The organism is Photobacterium sp. 1_MG-2023 (genome assembly GCF_030547945.1).
In the GTDB taxonomy this organism is placed as follows: Bacteria; Pseudomonadota; Gammaproteobacteria; order Enterobacterales; family Vibrionaceae; genus Photobacterium.
Window position 1 is genome coordinate 111326 of sequence record NZ_JAUORR010000007.1, and the last position, 20185, is coordinate 131510.

Sequence of the window (20185 nt, forward strand, 5' to 3'; positions counted from 1 at the left end):
CCCCATACACCACATCACAGGCTTTTTTGGCAGCCAGCTCTCAAGCTGACACGCTGGCTGCCGATAGAGATAACACTGCCGGATTCAGACACTTTCCATGCCCTGCTTGCATGGCTAAGATACTCAGGTTTTTCTGTCCGGACACAGTCTTACATCGAAAAGGAACGGTTATTCATGGCTGGCAATAAAAAAAACAACCGCCGCGAAGAAATCTTGCAGGCTTTGGCTGAAATGCTGGAATCCAACCAGGGCAGCCAACGCATTACCACCGCGAAACTGGCCGCTCAGGTCGGAGTTTCAGAAGCGGCCCTGTATCGCCACTTTCCCAGCAAGGCCCGTATGTTTGAAGGCCTGATTGAGTTTATTGAAGATTCAATTACCACACGCATCAACCGGATCCTGGATGACGAAAAAGACACCATGACCCGACTGCGTATGGTGCTGCAACTGCTGCTGGTATTCGCAGAGCGCAACCCTGGTTTGACCCGGATTATGACCGGCCATGCCCTGATGTTTGAACAGGACCGGCTGCAATCGCGTATCAACCAGCTGTTTGAGCGGATTGAAACCCAGCTGCGCCAGATTCTGCGCGAGCGTAAACTCCGTGAAGGCCGAGGCTTCCCGATTGACGAAAATATTCTGTCTGCCCAGCTGTTGGGTCAGGTCGAAGGCAGCTTTAACCGCTATGTGCGCTCCAGTTTCCGCCATAAGCCGAATGACAATTTCGATGCTTACTGGGATCTGCTGACCAATCAGTTGAGTTAATACCCATCTCAGTCAATCACTGATCATCCTAGCTTGTTCAAATGTTTGATCACTGACTGACTTTGATTGGTATAACTTTCTCTCTTCCCTTTTCAGCTCGACGACCCGATCACTCCAAAGGATCAAAAAAGGCTGGCATCGCTGCCAGCCCTTCGTGGTTCGTGCTGAAAAGAATTAGAATCAGATCCCGTATTCAGCCCGGTACGCCTTCACCGCTTCCAGATGGGTTTCCATGCCGTCCTGCGCTTCCAGATAGCTGACGACATCACCCAGCGACACAATGGAAATGACAGCACAGCCAAAATCGCGTTCCACTTCCTGAATCGCCGACAGCTCGCCCTTACCTTTTTCCTGACGGTCAATGGCCACCAGCACACCGGCCAGATCTGCGCCATGGGCCTGGATGATTTCCATCGACTCACGAATCGCCGTACCTGCGGTGATCACATCATCGACCAGCATGATACGCCCTGCCAGCGGGCTGCCGACCAGATTGCCGCCTTCGCCATGATCCTTGGCTTCCTTCCGGTTAAAACAGTAAGGCGTATCTACCTCGTGATGGTCTGCCAGCGCAACCGCCGTGGTGGTCGCAATCGGAATGCCTTTGTAGGCCGGGCCAAAGAGCACATCAAACGCGATGCCGGAATCTGCCAGCGCCGCCGCATAAAAGCGCCCCAGACGCGCCAGATCACGGCCGGTGTTGAACAGACCGGCATTGAAAAAATACGGGCTCTTCCGGCCAGATTTCAAGGTGAACTCACCAAACTTCAGAACACCTTTTTCCAATGCAAATTCAATAAACTGGCGTTGATATGCTTTCATTGTTTCTCCTCAAGCGGTTAATCGCATCACCGGCCGGATTCAGTTTCCGGCTGGCAAACCTGCAGATCCATGGGCTACAGGCAAAAAAAAGCGGCTCCAACAGGAACCGCTCCAAAAACATTAACTTTCCAGCGATGCCTGCTGGACTTTGATGATCTCGGCAATGCCGTCTTTCGCCAGCGACAGCATGGCCATCAGTTCTTCGGTACTGAAGGCTTCCCCTTCCGCTGTCCCCTGAATCTCAATGATGTTGCCTTCCCGGTTCATGATCACATTCATGTCGGTTTCGGCATTGGAATCTTCGGCATAATCCAGATCGCAAACGGCAGTGCCTTCATAAATTCCCACCGAGACCGCAGCAATGGAGGTTTTCAGCGGATTTTTCTTCAGCAGGCCTTTTTCCATCATCACCTGGATCGCATCGGTCAGCGCAACCATCGCACCGGTAATCGAAGCCGTGCGCGTTCCGCCATCCGCCTGAATCACATCACAGTCGACCGTGATCATCTGCTCGCCCAGCACTTCCAGATCAACCGCTGCACGCAGGCTGCGGGCAATCAGGCGCTGAATTTCCAGTGTGCGCCCACCCTGTTTCCCATTGGCCGCCTCACGACGGTTCCGGGAATGTGTCGCACGGGGCAGCATGCCGTATTCTGCCGTGACCCAGCCCTGGCCTTTGCCTTTCAGCCAGCGCGGCACGCTTTCTTCAACACTGGCGGTACAAATCACCTTGGTGTCGCCGAATTCAACCAGCACCGAGCCTTCGGCATGGGCTGTGAAATGACGGGTAATGGTAATCGGGCGAACTTGACTGGCACTTCTTCCGCTTGGACGCATCGGGCTTCACCTTGGTTGCTATTATGAGCTGGGACCGGGCCACCGGAGGGCGGCCTGACATTAACCGGCGATTATAGCCAGATCTCCCCGCCCTTGCATCCCCGAACTTGCCTTCCCGCTGCGGATCAATTTCCATTATTCGTACTGGCACGTATAATCAAGCCATCATTTCTTAAGGGCCGATAGCCAATGATTCACAGCATGACCGCCTATGCCCGTCGCGAAGTAAAAGGCGACTGGGGCAGCGCCGTTTGGGAAATCCGTTCGGTAAACCAACGATATCTGGAAACTTACCTGCGTCTGCCTGAGCAGTTTCGCAGCCTGGAACCTGTGCTGCGCGAGCGTTTTCGTCAGCGTCTGGCACGCGGCAAGGTGGAATGCAGCCTGCGCTTTGAAGCCAACCCGGCTGCCAGCACAGAACTGCGTATCAATGAATCTCTAGCCAAGCAGGTGATCAAAGCCGCCAGCTGGGTGAAAGAAACCGCCGGTGAAGGCAACATCGGTCCGTTTCAGGTGCTGAACTGGCCGGGCGTGATGGAAACGCCGGAGCAGGATATGGACGCCATCAATCAGGAGCTGCTGACCGCATTTGACGGTGCGCTCGATGATTTCATCGCGGCCCGTGCCAGCGAAGGCGCCAATATGAAAGATCTGATCGACCAGCGTCTGGATGCCATCACAACAGAAGCCACCAAAGTGCGCGCGCTGATGCCGGAAGTGATGCAATGGCAACGCGAGCGGATTCTGAACCGTCTGGAAGAAGCCAAGATCGAGCTGGACGCGAACCGCATCGAACAGGAACTGATCCTGCTGGCCCAGAAAAGCGATGTTGCTGAAGAGCTGGACCGTCTCGATTCCCATGTGAAAGAAACGCACAAAATTCTGAAAAAAGGCGGCGCCTGTGGCCGACGCCTGGACTTCATGATGCAGGAATTCAACCGCGAATCGAACACCCTCGCCTCTAAGTCCATCAACACAGAGATCACCGCCTCAGCCGTTGAACTCAAAGTGCTGATCGAACAGATGCGCGAGCAGATTCAGAATATTGAGTAGTTTTCCCTTGCTTTCCAACGCTTTCCAATTATTAACAAAGCCTTGATTTTACAGGGCTTTTGTTTTTCATCCTGTCCTGCCTCGTTTCATCTTGTTTCATCCATGCGGTGAGTTAACTGGTGAGTAATGGCTCTGTATACTCACATCAAATGGTGAGTAACAGGAGGGCCTATGGCCATGACAGCAAAGCAAGTCGCCGCACTTGCAAAGTCTGGGGAGCCGATACGAAAGTCAGACGGTAAAGGGCTGTACTTCGTCGTCCCAGACTCGGGAAGCCCGTACTGGGCGTTAAGGTACAGCGTGGATGGCAAACGCAAGCAGATGACACTGGGCCAGTATGCCGACATGTCACTGGCAGATGCTCGGACAGAAGCAGAAGTCTTCAAGCGCGAACTCCGCCAAGGAGTCGACCCGCTGGTCGCCAAACAACGCCAGAAATGGATCGGGATCAGCAGTGTCGATGACTTGTTCCAGGATTGGTACACGAATGACTTGCTGCCCAGATTGAAGCACCCCAAGATTCCGGCCAGGATTTTCAACAAAGACATCAAACCCGTCATCGGTGAGCTCAAGATTCATGATGTAACGGCCCTTGATGTTCGCGAAGTCATCCATCGAGTCAGAGACAGCGGGCGTCCAACCGTTGCGAACGACACCTTGGGATACATGAAGCAGCTCTTCAACCACGCAGTAAAGCTTGAGCTGACCGCAAACAATCCTGCATCACCCTTCACCATCAACGATGCAGGAGGACTCGAAGAATCCCGAGCCAGGGCGCTGAAGCTGGACGAAGTAGAACAGGTATTCAAAATTTTCAGGAAGCATCTGAACAGCTTTGGCAGAGACAACTACCTGTCATGCTGCCTGTTCCTGGTGCTCGGGAACCGGAAGAGCGAGTTGTGCGAGGCCCCTTGGTCAGAATTTGATCTGGAGCAGTATGTTTGGCACATGCCCGAGAGGCGGGTAAAGACCGGAATCCCCATCTCTATCCCTCTGCCAGGCCAAGCAATGGAGTGGCTGAATGAGCTCAAAGTAAGATCACTGGGTTCTGAGTACGTTTTCCCAGCCAGGCGCCGCAGCAAACTGCCCCATATGGGGCCTGACACACTGAATCGCGCGATCTCCAAGCTGTTTGGACGAGAAGCCGGACGAAAGATCCAGCCACCCAACGTGATGGGCGACATCAAGCACTTCACCGTCCATGATCTCAGACGAACTTTCAGAAGCCTGGCCTCCTCGGTTGGGACGCCGCGTCACATTGCGCGTCTCTGCACCAACCATCGGCAGGGAGGAGTAGATGGTATCTATGACAGGCATGAGTACTTCGAGGAGCGGAAAGCGGCTCACCAGAAGGTAGCCGATCTGGTCTCGCCATACCTATAGGCGGCTTGTCCGTGCAACCATCCCATATACCAACGATTGGAGTGACCATCTTGGACACTCCAGTCAGAAATAAGCCAGTTGACGCACAATGATGTTGTGCATATCATGAAGTAAAGAGAATCGCACGATATGGCTGTCGAATTCAGAGACTCGTGGCTGGAAGCGTTTTACGAGGATGACCAAAGCCACAGGAAGATACCCAGCACCATCGAGGGGGCATTGTTCAGGAAGCTGGAGATCTTAGACGCAGCAACCCAGGAGTCAGACTTGAGAATCCCTCCGGGTAACCGCTTCGAGCACCTTGAAGGGAATATGGCCGGGTGGTGTTCCATCCGGGTAAACAAGCAATACCGGCTGATCTTCAGATGGATCGATGGCATTGCCCAAGATACCTATCTGGACCCCCATGTTTACAGGGGCTAGTGGAGGATAAGGTTATGAGGAACACAAAACGTCGCCCAGTAACGGTCGGTCAGATGCTGGTGACCGAGTTCCTGGAGCCTATGAACATTGAGATCAACGAACTGGCTGAAGCCATGGGTGTACACAGAAACACCCTGAGTCGGATCGTTCACGACAAGGGGGCTTTGACCGCGCCCATGGCAATCAAGCTGGCTGCGGCCTTGGGTAATACGCCGGAGTTCTGGCTCAATATTCAGCACTCAGTAGAGTTGTGGGATGTTCGGCATAGAGCCTTTGAGCAGGAAGCAAAGAATGTTAAACGAGTAACACCTCTCTTAGAAAAGAGGGAAGCACTTATTTAGCAGATAAGACCATAACGGTATGATCATGCGGTCTAAGGTGGTCGCAACATATAAGGATTATTATAACAAATGCCTTGGACTTCGGCGCATATTAACTGGCTCATTGATACGGGTGAACGACTGAAAACTGCCAATGGCAAGGAGGTAGAAGTTTGGGCGTTCCGTCATGAGAAAGACGAGGCTATACTCTCCGCTTGGGCAAAACACTTTCGCAACCACTACTGCTTGGACACCGATATAGACTTCCTCAGAGGTCAACAATCTCGTAAAGACTATCTCAATACACTTAAATTCCCTTGTAGCTCTACAAAGCTTGGCCCTGGAATCCGAGCAGGTGATTTTGGTGAAATTCTCGTTGCCGACTATCTTCAATGGCGTCTCGGCTTCTGGGTTCCCAGAGTACGGTGGTCGTCGAAGGTTGTCCGAGATGAGTCACCCAAGGGCAGCGACGTTATTGGTTTTCGCTTCCGCAATCAGGATTACTCGACGTCTCCAGAAGACCTTCTGACTGTATTCGAAGCCAAGACTCAGTTCTCAGGATCTGGGAAAAACAGGTTACAAGATGCTATTAATGATTCAGCAAAAGATCACCTTAGAATAGGTGAATCGCTCCACTTCATTAAGCAAAAGCTATTCGATAAAGGAAGCAGAGAGCAAGCTCAGCTAATTGATCGATTCCAAAATCCAGTTGACATTCCATATAAAGAGTCCTTTGGTGCTGCGGCAATCATCTCAGATGAACACTTTGATGCGAATGTCATAGGGTCTTCGAATTGCGAGACAATCCCGAAGTCTCCAAAATCAAAGGAACATATCTCTCATCCAAACGGTGAAAATCTTGTCCTCTTGGTTATAAAGGGGCCCGACATGATGGCTTTGGTCCACGAGCTCTACAGGAGGGCTGCGGATGAAGCCTGAACAGAAATCCCAACTACTGCTTGGCGTCACACGGTCAAAGGCCAAGATGATCGAGTATAATGTTCCGGAAGAACATCACATCAAAATCATACAAGATCCAGCCAAGCTTTTCCCTATTTCGATCGGGCTACTGGGTGACCTTGCCGCCACAATGAACCGAGACAATCCGGACCCTGAGTTACTCTCGGAACTGAGGAGAAGCCTACTCTTCTCTGCCCATTTTTTTGATTCGTATGTCCAGTCAAAGTTGAATGAAAGTCTAGATCCGTATCTCTTACTAGTTGGAGCTTCTTCGTACTATCTTTGTGATTTACCTGGAAGCGCCTCGGTACTAGCCCGGAAAGTAGATGCTGATTTCCCAGATCTAGATGCCTACGGCCTGGAAAATCTAATTTTTTGGATGTTGCGAGGAGATATATCTACATATTTTGGTGGTGCAGAGGGAAAACTCGGAAATTATATTGATGTCGTTTTCGAGGCGCTAGTCCAGTTTGTACAAAATGGCACTGGTGAAAAAGAAATCCTCGACCAGCTTAGAAAGCTAAGGGGTGCTGTTTATGAATTAGGTTCTCCTAGGCAGCTTCTTCTCGGTGATATTGCTACCGCCCTAATCAGAAAAAAAATTCAGAACTCCTGTTGGATTGCTCTCCCTTTCTATTCAGGGCTTTCAAGAGATAAATGGCAACCCTCTATTCAGAAGAAGTCTTTCATCAAAGAGTTGTGGCCAGCACAACACCTTTTGGGAAGAGCAGATGTTCTCAAAGGTAAATCTGCTATCGTTCAAATGCCTACCAGTGCGGGAAAAACAAAAGCAACCGAGCTTATTCTTCGTAGCGCGTTTCTGGCAGATCGCGTGGCACTGGCCATTATCATCGCTCCGTTTCGGGCACTATGCCATGAGATAAAAAACAGTCTCATTGAGGCGTGCCACAACGAACCCACTAAGGTGGATGAATTATCCGATGCCCTACAGACCGACTTCGAAATTGCCGAGCTCTTGGGACACCAACAGATCCTTGTTGTTACTCCCGAGAAGCTGCTTTACGTCCTTAGGCATGCTCCAGAGCTGGCTGATCACATTGGGCTATTAGTTTTTGACGAAGGCCACCAGTTTGACAGCGGCACCAGAGGCATAACATACGAACTACTCCTGACATCGTTGCGCTCAATGATCCCTGAAAGAACTCAGAAGGTGTTAATCTCGGCTGTTATCAGCAACGCCAAGTCTGTCGGAGAGTGGCTGAACGGGGAACCCAATGTTGTTGAAGGCACGACTCTGATTCCGACCTTCAGGTCAGTCGGATTCGCGAGCTGGCTTGATCAATTGGGAAGGATCGAATACGTCGACAGCCGTGATGCCGAACAAGGCGAGTTTTTCGTTCCGAGGGTAATCGAAAGATTCACTCTTGGACGGAAACCAAGGGAAACAACTGAACGTTTTTTTCCAGAACAAGCGATGAAACCTAATGGCAAGCCAAATCCTGATTTTGGGAAAACAGTAGCACTTTACCTAGGGTTGAGATTGGCCCCGAATGGCAGTATCGCTATCTTTTGTGGGAGGAAATCAACAGCAGCAAGCATCTGCGATAAAATCGTCGATATTATCGAACGAGGCGCCCCCTTGGCCTTGCCGTCAGATTTCTCTGACACCCAGGAAGTTGAGCGGCTGAGACATCTTCATGTCGAAAATCTCGGCGCTGACGCCCCGGCGTCACAAAGCGCGGCTCACGGCATTTTCTCCCATCATGGCAATACGCCGCACGGTATCCGTCTGGCGGTGGAGCATGCCATGCGCAACGACCTTGTGCGATTCGTTGTTTGCACATCCACATTGGCACAGGGCGTAAATCTTCCGATTCGATATCTCATCGTGACCAGTGTTTACCAAGGTATGGAGCGCATCAAAGTTCGCGATTTCCACAACCTCATTGGCCGAGCGGGTCGCGCCGGGATGCATACTGAAGGCAGTATTCTGTTTGCAGATCCGGTAATCTATGATAGGCGAAAGGTCCGTAGGGACAAGTGGCGCTGGGAGCAAGTGAAAGAACTCCTTGAGCCTTCTAATTCAGAGCCATGTATTAGTAACCTCTTATCGATCTTCGACGCCATCAAGAGTGATGACGAGAAATTCATCATCACAATGGAGGCTCTGGATTTTGCCAAGGCCTATATCAACGATCCCGATGAAGTTACCCAGTATGCTGCTAGGATAGCCGCACAACATAGGAACAAAGGATTCTCACGAGATGGTGTCGAGCGGCAGGTCGCCTGGAGAATCAGCCTCATCTGTGCCGTCGAGAGCTTCCTGTTATCCCATTGGGATGAATCCGAGGATGGTCTTTCGGAAGCTGATGTGACCCGTCTGGCCGAAGGGACTCTGGCTTTCTTCCTGGCCGATGATCAGAAAAAGGAGCATATCCGCGAGTTGTTTCAGCTTCTCGCTGGGAACATATCGGCAAATATCACAGATCCGGCTCGCCGCAAAATCTACGGCAGGACGCTTTACGGAATTCGGGATGCCCAAGCCATTGAGGGATGGGTTCAAGCCAACGTTGACAGACTGCTTTCGATTGATGATGAAACAGAAGCGCTCGATCTTGTCTGGCCATTGCTTACCCAGCATATCAACGGGGGAGTGTTCACAAAGTTCGATAAACCGGAGGTTCTTAAAGAAATCGCGCATGGATGGATCAATGGAAGGCCCTTTAACGATCTCCTCAAAATCATTCGTGAGCGAAAATGTAAGATGATTTGGGGCACCCGACGGCGAGAGTTCAAGGTCGACCATGTTGTCGATGTTTGCGAAGGTACGCTTGCCTACGAAGGAGCTCTCTTAGTAGGCGCATTATGTGAATTCGTGGGGGCATCAGACCAAAAAGAGGCTGGAGAGCTTATAAGTAAGCTACAACTTTTCCAAAAGCGTCTCAAATATGGCTTGCCTACAGAAACTGCCATCTCCCTTTATGAACTCGGATTTTCTGATCGTGTGGTTTCCCAAGGCATTGCAAAAGAAATGGGTCTTATTGAAACACAAAAGGATGATTTGATTAATACCTTTAAACAAAAGCGAGACGCGGCTTCTGCTACGATAGAAAAATATCCAAGTTATTTCCATGAGAGGATGAATGGGTTTATTTTCTGATAAACAACGCCCCTCTGAAATCAACTGGACGAGCTAACCTCGTCCTTCTTTCCTGACTGATCAGACCATTGTCAGAGGTGTGCTCTGATTTCCTTTGATGAGATGACTCTTCCACAAGCCCTCAAACTGAGTATTTGGGCTACGTATAGCCATTTCTAGCTAGCCCGGTTAAACATCTAAACAGCATCCAAAAATCGCTTTTGGATACTTTACTTTAAAGATTGAACTGAGAGCTACTGTGCCACTATCGAAAACCAATCAAAAAGCGACTTCTTGATTTGTGGATGCTTCTTCTCAGAGCTTAGAAGATACTGAAAAGCCACCGAAAAGCGACTTTACGATGGGCTTGACGGCTCTATCAGCTTGATTAATATATAAGCTGTAAACGGTAGCTGGCCCAAAACAGCATTTTTCCAAATTCAAGGCGTTTGCCTTCACTTCGCTAACCCTCAGGGGGACTGTCCCCTAGGGGTACTCCTCCGTCTAAAACCTATCTCCCCGGAGGAAAATCAGATGTTTATCATCACTGTGCTTGCAGCGATCTGCTGCTGCCTGCGTTTGTGCATTCCGCAAACGACCAGGCTTCCATATCGTGACTTGGCTGACAGCTATGTCGCGTTCCTGGTGCTCAATTCCGAGCGGCCAAATACAAGAGGGCCTCCCTCATCCGTCAGAACGAGTGCTGGTTTTCCGGCTTACTCGATGCTCCACCCCGTCTCTGTCGCCGCAGGCGTAAACAGAGACGGGGGTATAGCCCCCGACGGAAGCCTTGTGCCTCAACAGCTCAAGGCTTTCGCCCCGCGCACGAATGTGCGCGAACAATACCGCCTTCGGCGGTTGGCGCGCTTCGCGCTTCCTTTCCAGAGAATGACACGACAGTACCAGCCGGATCTGCTGGCAGTTTGTTCCGTCGGAACAGACCAGCGAGTGGAATGAGTAGTTCGCTCCATAGCAGTACCGCTCGTATGAAACGACCGTGGGCATCGGTTTATCTGCCCTGTGCCTGGGCGAGATCCCCAGCGCTGGCCTTAGCATGCAGAGCTAATTAAAAACTGCGTTTCACTTACCACCGAGTACGGACGGGCCAGCAACACGTTGATTAACAAGATCATAAGGAGCACACGATGCGCTCAGAGCGGACTAATCCGGATTCCCGGAATTTTGGTCTCCGAAGTCGCGATATGGGCAAAGCAGGCCTGAATGCACTGAAGGAAGGTATGAAGAGTTTCCAGTCCATAGCCACGATCCACGACCGATGGAGCGTGTTTAGCACCTGGATTAAGTCCGAACAGGGCATTAAGGACATGCGTGATATAGAAAAGGTTCATTTGGTCGCTTATGCGGCGCACCTTAATGATCGCTTTGAGCGGGGAGAAATCGCGCCATCCACGGCGCAGAACTACCTGAGCGCAGTGAATCGGGTGATGGAGATTGCGCGAGGCGACCGTCAGGTACGTGTAGACCCCGTCTCCGAGGGTGGACTTCCAAAGCGCTCAGGTATCGCCACTGGCAACCGAAGTGTTTCGGAAGCGGCCCATAATGCCGCTATGGGTGCGGTCTCCGAGCGCCTTGGGGCTTTGCTGGAACTACAGCGTAATTTTGGTCTGCGGTTCGAGGAATCGGCGAAGCTGGATGCTGCCAGGGCACTAAGAGAGGCCGAGAAAACCGGCTCCATGAGCATAAAGGATGGTACCAAGGGGGGCCGGGCGCGCACTGTTCCGATCACCAGTGATGCTCAAATTACGGCGCTCCAGCGAGTCGCCGCCATACAGGATGGCCGCAGCATGATCCCCGCCGAGCAGAATTATCGTGAGTTCCGGCAAGAAGCATACCGGGAGATTGGCCGCCATCCGGTGAACTTCCACGGCGAACGGCACCACTACGCTCAAACCCGCTACCGGTACCTGCTGGGCGCGGAATGCCCGGTAAAAGCCGGAATAAAGCATGGCCGTGCCCATCATGAATACCTTGCCAAGGAACTTGGGGTATCCGTGGCCCACGCCAGGATGCTGGACAAAGAGATCCGGTCGGAGGTTGCGCGAGAGCTGGGCCACGGGCGTATCGACGTAACCAACTCCTATCTGGGGTAAGTAATATCAGGAGGAACCAATGGAAAAATGGGTTAGAGAAAGATCACATGTCTATGTCCGCCATGGCGGAAAGACCGCAAGGCGGGCGATGGTGAAACGTCTGATAGCGGCCTTGGAGGACATTGCGGCCAATGAGAAAGGCGTCAAATCCCCGTCCCAGGTCGGAAGAGCCCATATCCACAGATACTACGCTAGGCACCAGAGACTGAGTGCGCCGACATTGCGCGATCACTTCTATGCGTTCCGACTCCTGTGGGAATTGCTTGGTCGCGCTGGCGATCCTCCCCGGCCAAAAGATGGTGGAGCGCCGGGTTAATCCTCACTCGTACCGATGTGACACCTCTGGTCATAGTCATAGGACTCCTGGAATCCTCCTTTCCTCTTTTTCTTTCGACGTCGAGAACTGCTCTCCTTACTGCCCGCTACGGCGTTCTTTCGAAGCCGAGCCAGGCGAAAGATACCCAAGATCACCAACAACACTAGCGCCATACCAGGCTTATAGGCAGCGACAACCAGCCCTAGGATGAGCAGAATCAGAAGGCCCATATTCGCCAGATGCCGCATCAACTTCTCCCTTCTACAAAGTTCCTTCATCTCAATTATTGACCTATGCGCCCAAAAAGGGCAGTTCCAGCGAGTATCCCCCGACGCCTTGGCTGTTACAGTGTTCACAACTTCAGCCTAAGGCTGAGTGAGCGCGATAGCTGGTCGCCAAAAACAAACAGCAAACTTAAATCCTTCCCTTAACCGGGGGTTCTCCGGTTAAGGGAGAACCCTCAAAGAAATTTGAGGTGTTGTATGTCAAAAATCGAAGTTAACGGTTTGATTCTTCCACTTAATGATGCACATGTTCATCAACGGCGTGGGGTAACAGCCGCTAGAACTGAATCTGGCGAACCACTTCATATCACCGTATTGCGGTGTCTTGATGGTCGTCATACGAAAACTTACTGCGGATTGGCGAGAGCTGATAACTCAGAAGACTTCGTGAAAATCATGGAATGGGGTGACAAATTTGAACCAATCGCAGATTGGTTCAATACCGTCCAATAATTCCTTTCCTATCCCGTAACCGGGGTTCACCGGTTACGCGGTGTAGCCCCTTCAATTCCAAATTAATTGGAGGTGTTTATGTACTTTTCCACTTTCGTTTTGATCATGATTGTTACCGTTGGCGTCATTGCTTTCGGAGCTTCCATCGTTGCCAAGCTATTAAACGCGGCGTCGATGGCGGTATATCGGTCTTTGAGAAAAACGCGGCCCGTACGGATCGTCAGTCCGCTGGCTACTGTCAGCAGTTCATTGAACGGAGAATGGTTGAGAGCTACCTCCGGTAGCAATCAATCCGGCGTTTTCGATGCTATCGAATGCGCGCCACTTGAAGGGGAACTGGTTTCTGAGCGAGCTGCAATTGCTTCCAACAAGAAGTTTTTGTCAGCCAAGGTGTGAATAACCTTTCAGAACGATAGCCCTTGTTATCTTAAATCACCCTGCCGGGTACTTTGCCCGGTTGGGCTAAGTCCCGGCTTTTAAACTCTTGGAGAATGAAAATGCTGGGACAAACTCAAAAAGAAATCCATCAGTTCGACGTATGTGGCCGCGTGTATTACCGCGAGGTCAATTACACCGGGAAAGAAGGCGAGTTGGTGGCTGAAACGGTGGAGGCCTTATCCCATGACGAGGCGGAAACCGTGTTTCGAAACAATCTGGTTGAACACGCTCGCGAGTTCAACCTGACCGTGGATCGCGTCGAAATCACTTTCACTATCGATTTGACGATTGCTGAGAGTGACAGCGATGAACCGTTCTTGGTCCATTAATCGCAAAACCCTCAGGGGAGGCCCTGGGGGCTTCCCCTCCTGCTATTTAAGTAGGAAAAATGGAAGACACCATCACAATCACCACTGAGTTATCTGATCGCCATGCCTGGGCTTTGGCTCAACTCGTTAAGCGTATCGGCTGGAACGAGGTTCGGATCAATGCGGTGGATGACGACGATGCGTATTTGATGAGAGAGGCTTTATCTGCATTGCAGAAGAGTCTTGCTGAATCGGGATATGCGCCTCGATAATAACAAAGGGCCAGCCTGTCTGGCCCTTTGTTATTTCTGCGAAGGGGCAACTACAGAATTGGCTTCATGATCCTGTTTGGCCGTCGTCTGCTCATCCACGATACGGAGCATTTCTGATGCCATGCGTTTGGCCTCGGCCACAACTTCGGGTTTCTCCTGCTCCAAGAGTTGCTCTAGTGTTCTTGCCACTGGAATACCTCGCTAGTTTAGTTAAAATCTGATTATAGAACGTTTGGATAGAGAGGATGAGTATCATGGATGCATTCACAATTGCCATGCTGAGTTTGCTCGCATTTTTTACCGTGGTGACCTTTGGAAGTTTGTATCTCTATAACAAATCCCGGAAAAAACGGTTCTGAGCGTTGAAGCCCTTGCGTGACATGTAGCGCACCCACATTGCATCATCTATGAACTTTCACATGTGAAAGTTTTCCGTCGGTCATGGCCTCGACCGCCTCTTCATCCAGATCGATACCTGCCATGGACTGCCCCCTGTAGGTGAATCTGGACCACCCGGCAAGTTGGAACCCCCCATGAAGTACCTCGTCATCATCTCCCAACCAGGTACGTAGCCGGAGATCGACAATCCAATCACCATCGCCCTCCAGTTCGACCCAGCAGTGCGGCGCCACCAGGTCGCCACGTTTCTCGTCTTTCACATAGCCCATGTAGCACCGATGTGGGATGTCGGCTTTCCGAAGCACGTGGCTGATCACATACGTCATGCCATCACAGTCGAGGCCGGTCTCTTCCAGAGGAAGCAGACCGATCTCCAGGGCATCATGCCACACGCTCATCCTTGGTCCGGTGTGATGAATAGTTCCGCCTTCCCTGCTGTCAGGATCACCGGTGCAGTGTAGCCGCCGGTGTCCAGCTTTTGCGATGCAACGAAGATGAATGCCCATGACGGAAGCTCCCGGCTGATGCCTGCAAGCAACTGGTTCTTGTCCAGGCTGGAACCCTTGGGGATGTTCACTTTGATGCGGGAGTAATCCGTTTCGTCATCCGCATAGAAGCCATAACCGCTCTGCTCGCCTGCCACAAAATCAGGAGCTTTTCTCGGCGCCTTTGTGGGGGCATACACGGTCGTGGCCACATAACAGGACTGATCATAGTCTCGATTGGCGGTTTCCCAGTCAGGACAACCGTGCTCGGGAGCGACAATCCGCACCGAGGAAAAAATGTACTCCGACACTAGGGGAAGGTCCTGGTGTAGATTCCTGTTATCGACAATGTATTTGACATTCGCCTGCCGTAAGGACTTCTCAATGCCATCGAGCAGGGTGTTCGACATCAGTTCCCAGGCTTCTCCGGCATCACCTGCTTGTGTTTCCGGAACCCAGCCAAATACGCTGTCTCGCTCCATAACGCCCTTTGGTGCAAAGGCACTGGTTAACAGACCCAAGCCCAGTGACTTGCCCCAGTCCAATCCAAGCCCATGTCCGGAATTGAAAAGCAGTGCGTCACCCGTGACATCCCATCCCTTGCTGATAAGGCCGTCTCGTTGGTCCCTGGGGATGTCGTAATCCCTGGCGTCGTAGAGGTCTCCGGCCTTAGCCAAGTTGTAAGCGAGACTATGGTCTCCCTTGTATTGGTAGCTGCTTGTCGTCGTTGCACAGCCTGAGGCCAGTCCGGCTGCAAGAATTATTACGGTTAATTTCTTCGTCATTGAGGTTTCTCCTATAACAATTGGATTAGGTTGCCATAGGTCTTCAAAAACGCAATAACATGCAGGCATCATCTTGAAAAAAATGGAAATATGTTCTTACCGGACAAAGTTGGGATAATTGGGTAAAACGCCAAAATTGGGCAGTTACAGAGTCGTGGTAAAGAGGATTGAGCGAATAGGCTATCTCCAAATTTCGGGAGAATACGCCTATGTTTACAATTCACTCTATCGGGGACTCGGCATTCTTGGAGCAAATCCTGATTGCGGTGTCCATGATCACTGGTACCGGGGACTTCGAGAAAATGGTGAGCATTGGCCTGCTGCTCGGCGTGCTCATCATCTGTATCCAATCAGTTTTTCAGGGAGCAAAACAAATCAACTTCCAGCAGGTCTTGCTGGGCTGGGTCATTTATGCCTGCTCCTTTGGGCCGACCACGACGGTTACCATTGAAGACGCCTATACTGGCGAGGTTCGTGTTGTTGCCAACGTCCCTCTACTGGTTGGGTTTGCGGGCGGGATGATCTCCAACGTGGGATACACCATTACCAACCTCTTCGAGACCGGATACGGGGTCATCGTACCGAACGTTACGGAAAGCCACTTCTCGGAGACTTTAAAGCTGCTGAATGACGTTCGCAGAAGAGCTTATGATACCGGAGTCTTCACCGCTCTCAATGCGGCTAATGGCGGTGGATACGTCGATGTGCGCCTGTCCTGGAACAACTACATCCGTGAATGCACACTGACCAAGGTTGACCTTAAACTGATGTCTCTGGATGAACTTATGAATAGTCCTACCGAGACAGCACTTCGGTTTAATTCCCAGCTCTATGGCACTCGTCTTTACCTATCTACATCCACTCCCGACGGAGCTGATTACACCTGCACAGATGGATGGTTCGCCATTAGTGGTGCTACTGATAATCTGAACAGTCCGGTGGTGGTGAATGCGCTAAACAACCTGTTAGACATTGATACATCAACGGGTAATAACTCTATCACAAAGCTTACTGATTCACTTCAAGCAATGGGAGCCACAACCACCTCGTCAATCGACTACCTGAAAGCCGCCGTACTAGAACCCCTTTATTACGAGGCAGCCTCTGGCCGCTATCAAGACTTACAGGACTATAGCTCGGCATTAATGATTAATCAGGCCATTCAGCAACGGAACACACAATGGGCAGCGGAACAGTCCATGTTCATGACGGTGGTTCGCCCTATGTTGACCTTCTTTGAAGGGTTCATCTATGCCATCACACCGATTATCGCCTTTATCATTGTGATGGGCAGCTCTGGCCTCCAGTTAGCTAGTAAATATGTGCAAACAATCTTATGGATTCAGCTTTGGATGCCAGTTCTGTCTATTATCAACTTGTTTGTTCATACGGCGGCATCTAAGGATATGTCTAGCTTGAGTAGCGCCGGGCTCGACTCTATGTATGCACTGTCATCGACAGGTGACGTCCTGCAACACTGGATCGCAACGGGTGGGATGCTGGCTGCGGCTACACCAATAATTTCCTTGTTCATTGTCACAGGCAGCACTTACGCCTTTACTGGCCTTGCCTCGCGCATAAATGGCGGTGACCATGTGAACGAGAAAATGCAAACGCCTGATCTTTTGCAGCAAGATCCGGTAATGAAAGGCCAGCCAGCGTTCTCATATAACCAGTTCAGTGGTGCCATGGCGTCAGGGGCCGAGTCGCTTGTCGATAAGGTGAACATAGGACAAACCCTGAGTTCGGTGGTTAGCAGCAGCCAAGCCGCATCTGCCCAAGCTACGCGGAATTTCTCAGAGCAGCTATCAAACTCGGTTTTCTCCGGGGCATCGGCTGAACAGAGCTACGCCAGGTTGCAGGGGCTGGGCCAAACTCTTAGGGCATCCGATTCGAGTCAGGCCAAGGCAATTTACGGTCAGGCTCAGGATTACGCACGGCAGTACGGATTGTCGGAAACACATACTGATGCCATAGCTGGTGCCATCGCTATGAAGGCTTCAGGATCAGTTGATGCAGGTAAGCTTGCTGCGGTGATTGGTGGGCCAATAGGTCGAATCGCTGCTGCGTCGGGAGCAGTTGGCAAAGACGCGCCATTGAAAGTACAGGGAGATGTTTCGGGGTCTGCTGAATCCAAGACGACGGATCAGCGTCAGCGATTGACCACAGATCTGGATAAGCTGGCAAAAAACTTGGGCTTTTCTAAGGATGATTCCGCCGCGTTGACCCAAGATCTGGCGCGACAAACCAACACCGAGTCAGGCCAGCGGTTCACCAATTCATTGGGTGAGGAACAACGCGAGCAACTTTCCCAATCCGCGACACAAGCCGTTAGCGCTCAAAATACTTATCAGCGCCTTTCAGCTGCTCAAAGCTCAATTGGCACGGCCAGTCAAATGGATATGCGGGCATTGGCGGCCTCTACCGTTGATAGTCAAGCCGCAAGCACCATGTTACAGAATGGAATGCGTATGGCATCGCCAGAGACTCGTCAGGCCGCTGCCGAAAAAGCACGGTTTTATCAGGCTCTGGGAATGGACTCCGCGCAGGCATTAGCCGGTGGACAAATATACGCGCTTTTGAATTCAGGCAAGGGAGCGGAGCAGGCTGTTGCGGCTGAGGCCATCTCGGCGGCTACAGGTGGTGTCGTCACACTGGGTGTGGGGCGGTTTAACGAGAACCAGTTGCTTGTCCAGCAAGCTCCGGCAATCACCGGCCTTTCCAACACCCAGAAAATCCAAGACCCCAGTCGTATGACCGAGAGGCAGCGTACCCAGGCCTATGGCAGTGTGCCTGGCGAGGAGGCGGTTTTCCAGCAGCATGACAAGAATATGAGCCGAGTACAGGACGTTCATGCCAATCAAAAGGAGTCGTTCCAGGATGAGCGATTGGGGTCACTGAGAACGCAGATAATGAACTCCAATGTAGAACCATCCATCGCATCCAATATCTTTGCCTCGTCCGAAGGGGCTGGTCGATTCTTCGACAAGATCGTTGGCGGCTCAGGGGCGGCCATGGATGGGTTCTCAAATGACTTTGCCAACTCGATGAACCAACTGGCACGGATGACGCCCGAGCAGCGCGATCAGTTTATTGCCGACGCACACAAGGGAGATCAGTACATCAAAGATCAGTATGGCCTTCCAGGATTCCTGGCTACTGGTGCGGCCAATCTGGGTAGGGACATTATCGGAGCAGGCGTTTCCGGTTTCTATGCGGCCAAGGAATGGCTCACCGGGAAATCGGACCTATCCGAGGCGGCCAAGGGCATGTCGGTTCGCGAGCGTGGTATGTTCTTCGCGGCAGCGTTTGCTAGTGCGAGCGAAGCAGGTGCAGAGCATGCGCAGGCCTTTGTTCAGCAGTACGGAGATGAGTTCCGCAATTTGGCCATGCAGACCGCGATACAAGAGCATGGCCTCCATTCGGAGGCGGGAGCACGGTTGTTTGCATCGTCCATACTAGGCGCAAGCGATGGAAAGGAGCAGGAGTATCGAGCTCAACTCCGGCGTGAAATGGGGGATGACGCCTTGGCAAACAAAGCAGCGGATATCATTGAGTCCGCCGCCGGAGCCGGACGAGAGCAGGCCGGGGGGTATCTGGCTCCAGTTTCGCGCTATTTTGCAGTTAAGCAGGGAGGTGGTTCATGAATACGGCACTGGTCCAACTGAAACTTCGGGAACGCCAGCTTCAGGACGAACTGGAACAGGTATGGGCAAGAATGGATAGCCTGCTAGAAGCTCATGAAGTGTGCGGCCCTATCACTCCGATCTTGGTCATCAATACACTGAAACTGATGATGCTGGAAGGATACGGGGATTGGCTTGTAACTCCAGTGGAGCGAGCTGGTGATGCCCTGGTGACCAGTGCGGAAGCCTTAAAGGTCGCCAGTAGGGAAACCGGTATTTGTCCGCATTTATTGCGGGGGATGCTTAGTCGAGCCCAGCACCGCCCCGTATTAGTTTGCAAGGACGGTAAACTAATCCTTCGAGTTGAAGGTTAATCAACGGCGGGGAAGACTGACAGGAAAGACGCTACATAACGCAAGTTCTCTCAATAAGGGATTCCCCGCCAGTCGGCGCCTATATCCAAAGCATCAGGAATGGGAACACTCACGTCTTCCGGATCATCAAGGTTTGCCGATTCCTGAAAACTGTCATCTTGTGAAGATGCATCACTGGGGCACCTGCTCGCAAAGATGCTGATAAGAATAGTTAATGGGATTAAGGACAGAATAAGCCCCCCGCTTCCCGCAACTTTGTATGCAACGAACAAAGTTGCTAGCACTATGCCCCATCCAAATATACGTTTCATATTGAATGCCTCCGGTCATTCTATGACCAATATTTCATTATTACCTGAAACTGCAAGTCTTCAAAGTATCAAAAAATGATACTGTAAAAAAACACAGTATTTGGCGTTGCATATCTGAACTTTCGTGATAGAAAGGAATTGAAACCCTAATTTCATCGTAGGAGATATGTGATGAAGAACACCAAGAAAAACAAACTAGTCTGGTTCGTTGCCGCCCTCTTTTCCTTGTCTGTCGCGTCGCTGATTACGCTTGACGGGGTGGAGCGAAGCAATTGGCTTTACGCGGCAGCTCTTCCAGCAGTAATAGCAGCGTTGTGGATGCAATACCGAAATTTGTTCGCCAATAGCAAGGAAGCCTAA

21 protein-coding genes are annotated in these 20185 nt (G+C 51.4%); 15 read left to right on the top strand and 6 right to left on the bottom strand.

Annotation, left to right across the window (positions count from 1 at the left end; genetic code table 11):
- Positions 1-174: 174 nt before the first annotated feature.
- Entirely contained in the window at positions 175-765 is a 591-nt protein-coding gene (gene slmA / locus Q4579_RS08725) for a nucleoid occlusion factor SlmA (RefSeq protein WP_303563288.1), read from the top strand.
- A gap of 180 nt (positions 766-945) precedes the next feature.
- Here slmA and pyrE read toward each other — a convergent pair whose 3' ends face one another.
- Together pyrE and rph are read right to left on the bottom strand one after the other, a co-directional pair.
- Positions 946-1587, bottom strand: a complete 642-nt coding sequence (pyrE, locus tag Q4579_RS08730) for an orotate phosphoribosyltransferase (protein ID WP_211646514.1) — start codon at positions 1585-1587, stop codon at positions 946-948.
- Between the two features lie 120 nt (positions 1588-1707).
- The gene (gene rph, locus Q4579_RS08735) at positions 1708-2424 is read right to left on the bottom strand and encodes a ribonuclease PH (protein WP_303563289.1); all 717 of its coding nucleotides are present in this window, start codon (positions 2422-2424) and stop codon (positions 1708-1710) included.
- 189 nt (positions 2425-2613) lie between these two features.
- Here rph and Q4579_RS08740 point away from each other — a divergent pair, with 189 nt between their 5' ends.
- The 11 genes from Q4579_RS08740 to Q4579_RS08790 all read left to right on the top strand — a co-directional run bounded on the left by Q4579_RS08740 (position 2614) and on the right by Q4579_RS08790 (position 13845).
- Entirely contained in the window at positions 2614-3477 is an 864-nt protein-coding gene (locus tag Q4579_RS08740; protein ID WP_303563290.1) for a YicC/YloC family endoribonuclease, read from the top strand.
- Positions 3478-3648: 171 nt separating this feature from the next.
- Entirely contained in the window at positions 3649-4860 is a 1212-nt protein-coding gene (locus Q4579_RS08745) for a site-specific integrase (protein ID WP_303563291.1), read from the top strand.
- Positions 4861-4989: 129 nt separating this feature from the next.
- Entirely contained in the window at positions 4990-5283 is a 294-nt protein-coding gene (locus Q4579_RS08750) for a type II toxin-antitoxin system RelE/ParE family toxin (RefSeq protein ID WP_303563292.1), read from the top strand.
- A 14-nt stretch (positions 5284-5297) separates the two neighbouring features.
- Positions 5298-5624 (top strand): HigA family addiction module antitoxin, encoded by a 327-nt coding sequence (locus Q4579_RS08755; protein ID WP_175215573.1) that lies wholly within the window; start codon positions 5298-5300, stop codon positions 5622-5624.
- Between the two features lie 69 nt (positions 5625-5693).
- Positions 5694-6542, top strand: coding sequence for a Hachiman antiphage defense system protein HamA (locus tag Q4579_RS08760; protein ID WP_303563294.1), 849 nt, complete (start codon positions 5694-5696; stop codon positions 6540-6542).
- On the top strand, positions 6532-9684 hold the full coding sequence (locus Q4579_RS08765) for a DEAD/DEAH box helicase (protein WP_303563295.1): 3153 nt from the start codon (positions 6532-6534) through the stop codon (positions 9682-9684). The genes Q4579_RS08760 and Q4579_RS08765 overlap by 11 nt, the downstream gene beginning before the upstream one ends.
- A gap of 1124 nt (positions 9685-10808) precedes the next feature.
- Positions 10809-11774, top strand: coding sequence for an integrase domain-containing protein (locus tag Q4579_RS08770; RefSeq protein WP_368501973.1), 966 nt, complete (start codon positions 10809-10811; stop codon positions 11772-11774).
- A gap of 798 nt (positions 11775-12572) precedes the next feature.
- Positions 12573-12827, top strand: a complete 255-nt coding sequence (locus tag Q4579_RS08775; protein WP_074448774.1) for a hypothetical protein — start codon at positions 12573-12575, stop codon at positions 12825-12827.
- A gap of 78 nt (positions 12828-12905) precedes the next feature.
- The gene (locus tag Q4579_RS08780) at positions 12906-13223 is read left to right on the top strand and encodes a hypothetical protein (RefSeq protein ID WP_303563297.1); all 318 of its coding nucleotides are present in this window, start codon (positions 12906-12908) and stop codon (positions 13221-13223) included.
- Between the two features lie 101 nt (positions 13224-13324).
- On the top strand, positions 13325-13594 hold the full coding sequence (locus Q4579_RS08785; RefSeq protein WP_046127286.1) for a hypothetical protein: 270 nt from the start codon (positions 13325-13327) through the stop codon (positions 13592-13594).
- Between the two features lie 59 nt (positions 13595-13653).
- Entirely contained in the window at positions 13654-13845 is a 192-nt protein-coding gene (locus Q4579_RS08790) for a hypothetical protein (RefSeq protein WP_175215566.1), read from the top strand.
- A 30-nt stretch (positions 13846-13875) separates the two neighbouring features.
- Here the strand turns inward: Q4579_RS08790 and Q4579_RS08795 are convergent, their stop codons facing one another.
- The 3 genes from Q4579_RS08795 to Q4579_RS08810 all read right to left on the bottom strand — a co-directional run bounded on the left by Q4579_RS08795 (position 13876) and on the right by Q4579_RS08810 (position 15514).
- Entirely contained in the window at positions 13876-14034 is a 159-nt protein-coding gene (locus Q4579_RS08795; RefSeq protein WP_303563298.1) for a hypothetical protein, read from the bottom strand.
- Between the two features lie 212 nt (positions 14035-14246).
- Positions 14247-14642, bottom strand: a complete 396-nt coding sequence (locus tag Q4579_RS08805; protein ID WP_303563300.1) for a transglutaminase domain-containing protein — start codon at positions 14640-14642, stop codon at positions 14247-14249.
- Positions 14639-15514, bottom strand: coding sequence for a hypothetical protein (locus tag Q4579_RS08810; protein WP_303563301.1), 876 nt, complete (start codon positions 15512-15514; stop codon positions 14639-14641). Before Q4579_RS08810 ends, Q4579_RS08805 begins: the two co-directional genes overlap by 4 nt.
- A gap of 209 nt (positions 15515-15723) precedes the next feature.
- On the opposite strand from Q4579_RS08810, the gene Q4579_RS08815 reads away from it, so the two are divergent.
- Both Q4579_RS08815 and Q4579_RS08820 read left to right on the top strand, forming a co-directional pair.
- Positions 15724-19161 carry a conjugal transfer protein TraG N-terminal domain-containing protein gene (locus Q4579_RS08815; RefSeq protein WP_303563302.1) on the top strand — a complete coding sequence of 1146 codons (3438 nt, stop codon included), beginning with the start codon at positions 15724-15726 and terminating at the stop codon, positions 19159-19161.
- Positions 19158-19514 (top strand): hypothetical protein, encoded by a 357-nt coding sequence (locus Q4579_RS08820; protein WP_303563303.1) that lies wholly within the window; start codon positions 19158-19160, stop codon positions 19512-19514. Before Q4579_RS08815 ends, Q4579_RS08820 begins: the two co-directional genes overlap by 4 nt.
- Positions 19515-19564: 50 nt before the next feature.
- Here the strand turns inward: Q4579_RS08820 and Q4579_RS08825 are convergent, their stop codons facing one another.
- The gene (locus Q4579_RS08825; RefSeq protein WP_303563304.1) at positions 19565-19825 is read right to left on the bottom strand and encodes a hypothetical protein; all 261 of its coding nucleotides are present in this window, start codon (positions 19823-19825) and stop codon (positions 19565-19567) included.
- A gap of 171 nt (positions 19826-19996) precedes the next feature.
- Between Q4579_RS08825 and Q4579_RS08830 the strand changes: the two genes are divergently transcribed.
- Positions 19997-20185, top strand: coding sequence for a hypothetical protein (locus Q4579_RS08830; protein WP_069140158.1), 189 nt, complete (start codon positions 19997-19999; stop codon positions 20183-20185).

Excerpts from the sequence above, each read along its gene's own strand:
- slmA (WP_303563288.1), top strand. The coding sequence starts at position 175 with ATGGCTGGCAATAAAAAAAACAACCGCCGCGAAGAAATCTTGCAGGCT.
- rph (WP_303563289.1), bottom strand. The coding sequence starts at position 2,424 with ATGCGTCCAAGCGGAAGAAGTGCCAGTCAAGTTCGCCCGATTACCATT.
- Q4579_RS08740 (WP_303563290.1), top strand. The coding sequence starts at position 2,614 with ATGATTCACAGCATGACCGCCTATGCCCGTCGCGAAGTAAAAGGCGAC.
- pyrE (WP_211646514.1), bottom strand. The coding sequence starts at position 1,587 with ATGAAAGCATATCAACGCCAGTTTATTGAATTTGCATTGGAAAAAGGT.
- Q4579_RS08775 (WP_074448774.1), top strand. The coding sequence starts at position 12,573 with ATGTCAAAAATCGAAGTTAACGGTTTGATTCTTCCACTTAATGATGCA.
- Q4579_RS08750 (WP_303563292.1), top strand. The coding sequence starts at position 4,990 with ATGGCTGTCGAATTCAGAGACTCGTGGCTGGAAGCGTTTTACGAGGAT.
- Q4579_RS08810 (WP_303563301.1), bottom strand. The coding sequence starts at position 15,514 with ATGACGAAGAAATTAACCGTAATAATTCTTGCAGCCGGACTGGCCTCA.
- Q4579_RS08830 (WP_069140158.1), top strand. The coding sequence starts at position 19,997 with ATGAAGAACACCAAGAAAAACAAACTAGTCTGGTTCGTTGCCGCCCTC.
- Q4579_RS08755 (WP_175215573.1), top strand. The coding sequence starts at position 5,298 with ATGAGGAACACAAAACGTCGCCCAGTAACGGTCGGTCAGATGCTGGTG.
- Q4579_RS08825 (WP_303563304.1), bottom strand. The coding sequence starts at position 19,825 with ATGAAACGTATATTTGGATGGGGCATAGTGCTAGCAACTTTGTTCGTT.
- Q4579_RS08785 (WP_046127286.1), top strand. The coding sequence starts at position 13,325 with ATGCTGGGACAAACTCAAAAAGAAATCCATCAGTTCGACGTATGTGGC.
- Q4579_RS08820 (WP_303563303.1), top strand. The coding sequence starts at position 19,158 with ATGAATACGGCACTGGTCCAACTGAAACTTCGGGAACGCCAGCTTCAG.
- Q4579_RS08805 (WP_303563300.1), bottom strand. The coding sequence starts at position 14,642 with ATGAGCGTGTGGCATGATGCCCTGGAGATCGGTCTGCTTCCTCTGGAA.
- Q4579_RS08770 (WP_368501973.1), top strand. The coding sequence starts at position 10,809 with ATGCGCTCAGAGCGGACTAATCCGGATTCCCGGAATTTTGGTCTCCGA.
- Q4579_RS08780 (WP_303563297.1), top strand. The coding sequence starts at position 12,906 with ATGTACTTTTCCACTTTCGTTTTGATCATGATTGTTACCGTTGGCGTC.
- Q4579_RS08765 (WP_303563295.1), top strand. The coding sequence starts at position 6,532 with ATGAAGCCTGAACAGAAATCCCAACTACTGCTTGGCGTCACACGGTCA.
- Q4579_RS08745 (WP_303563291.1), top strand. The coding sequence starts at position 3,649 with ATGGCCATGACAGCAAAGCAAGTCGCCGCACTTGCAAAGTCTGGGGAG.
- Q4579_RS08760 (WP_303563294.1), top strand. The coding sequence starts at position 5,694 with ATGCCTTGGACTTCGGCGCATATTAACTGGCTCATTGATACGGGTGAA.
- Q4579_RS08815 (WP_303563302.1), top strand. The coding sequence starts at position 15,724 with ATGTTTACAATTCACTCTATCGGGGACTCGGCATTCTTGGAGCAAATC.
- Q4579_RS08790 (WP_175215566.1), top strand. The coding sequence starts at position 13,654 with ATGGAAGACACCATCACAATCACCACTGAGTTATCTGATCGCCATGCC.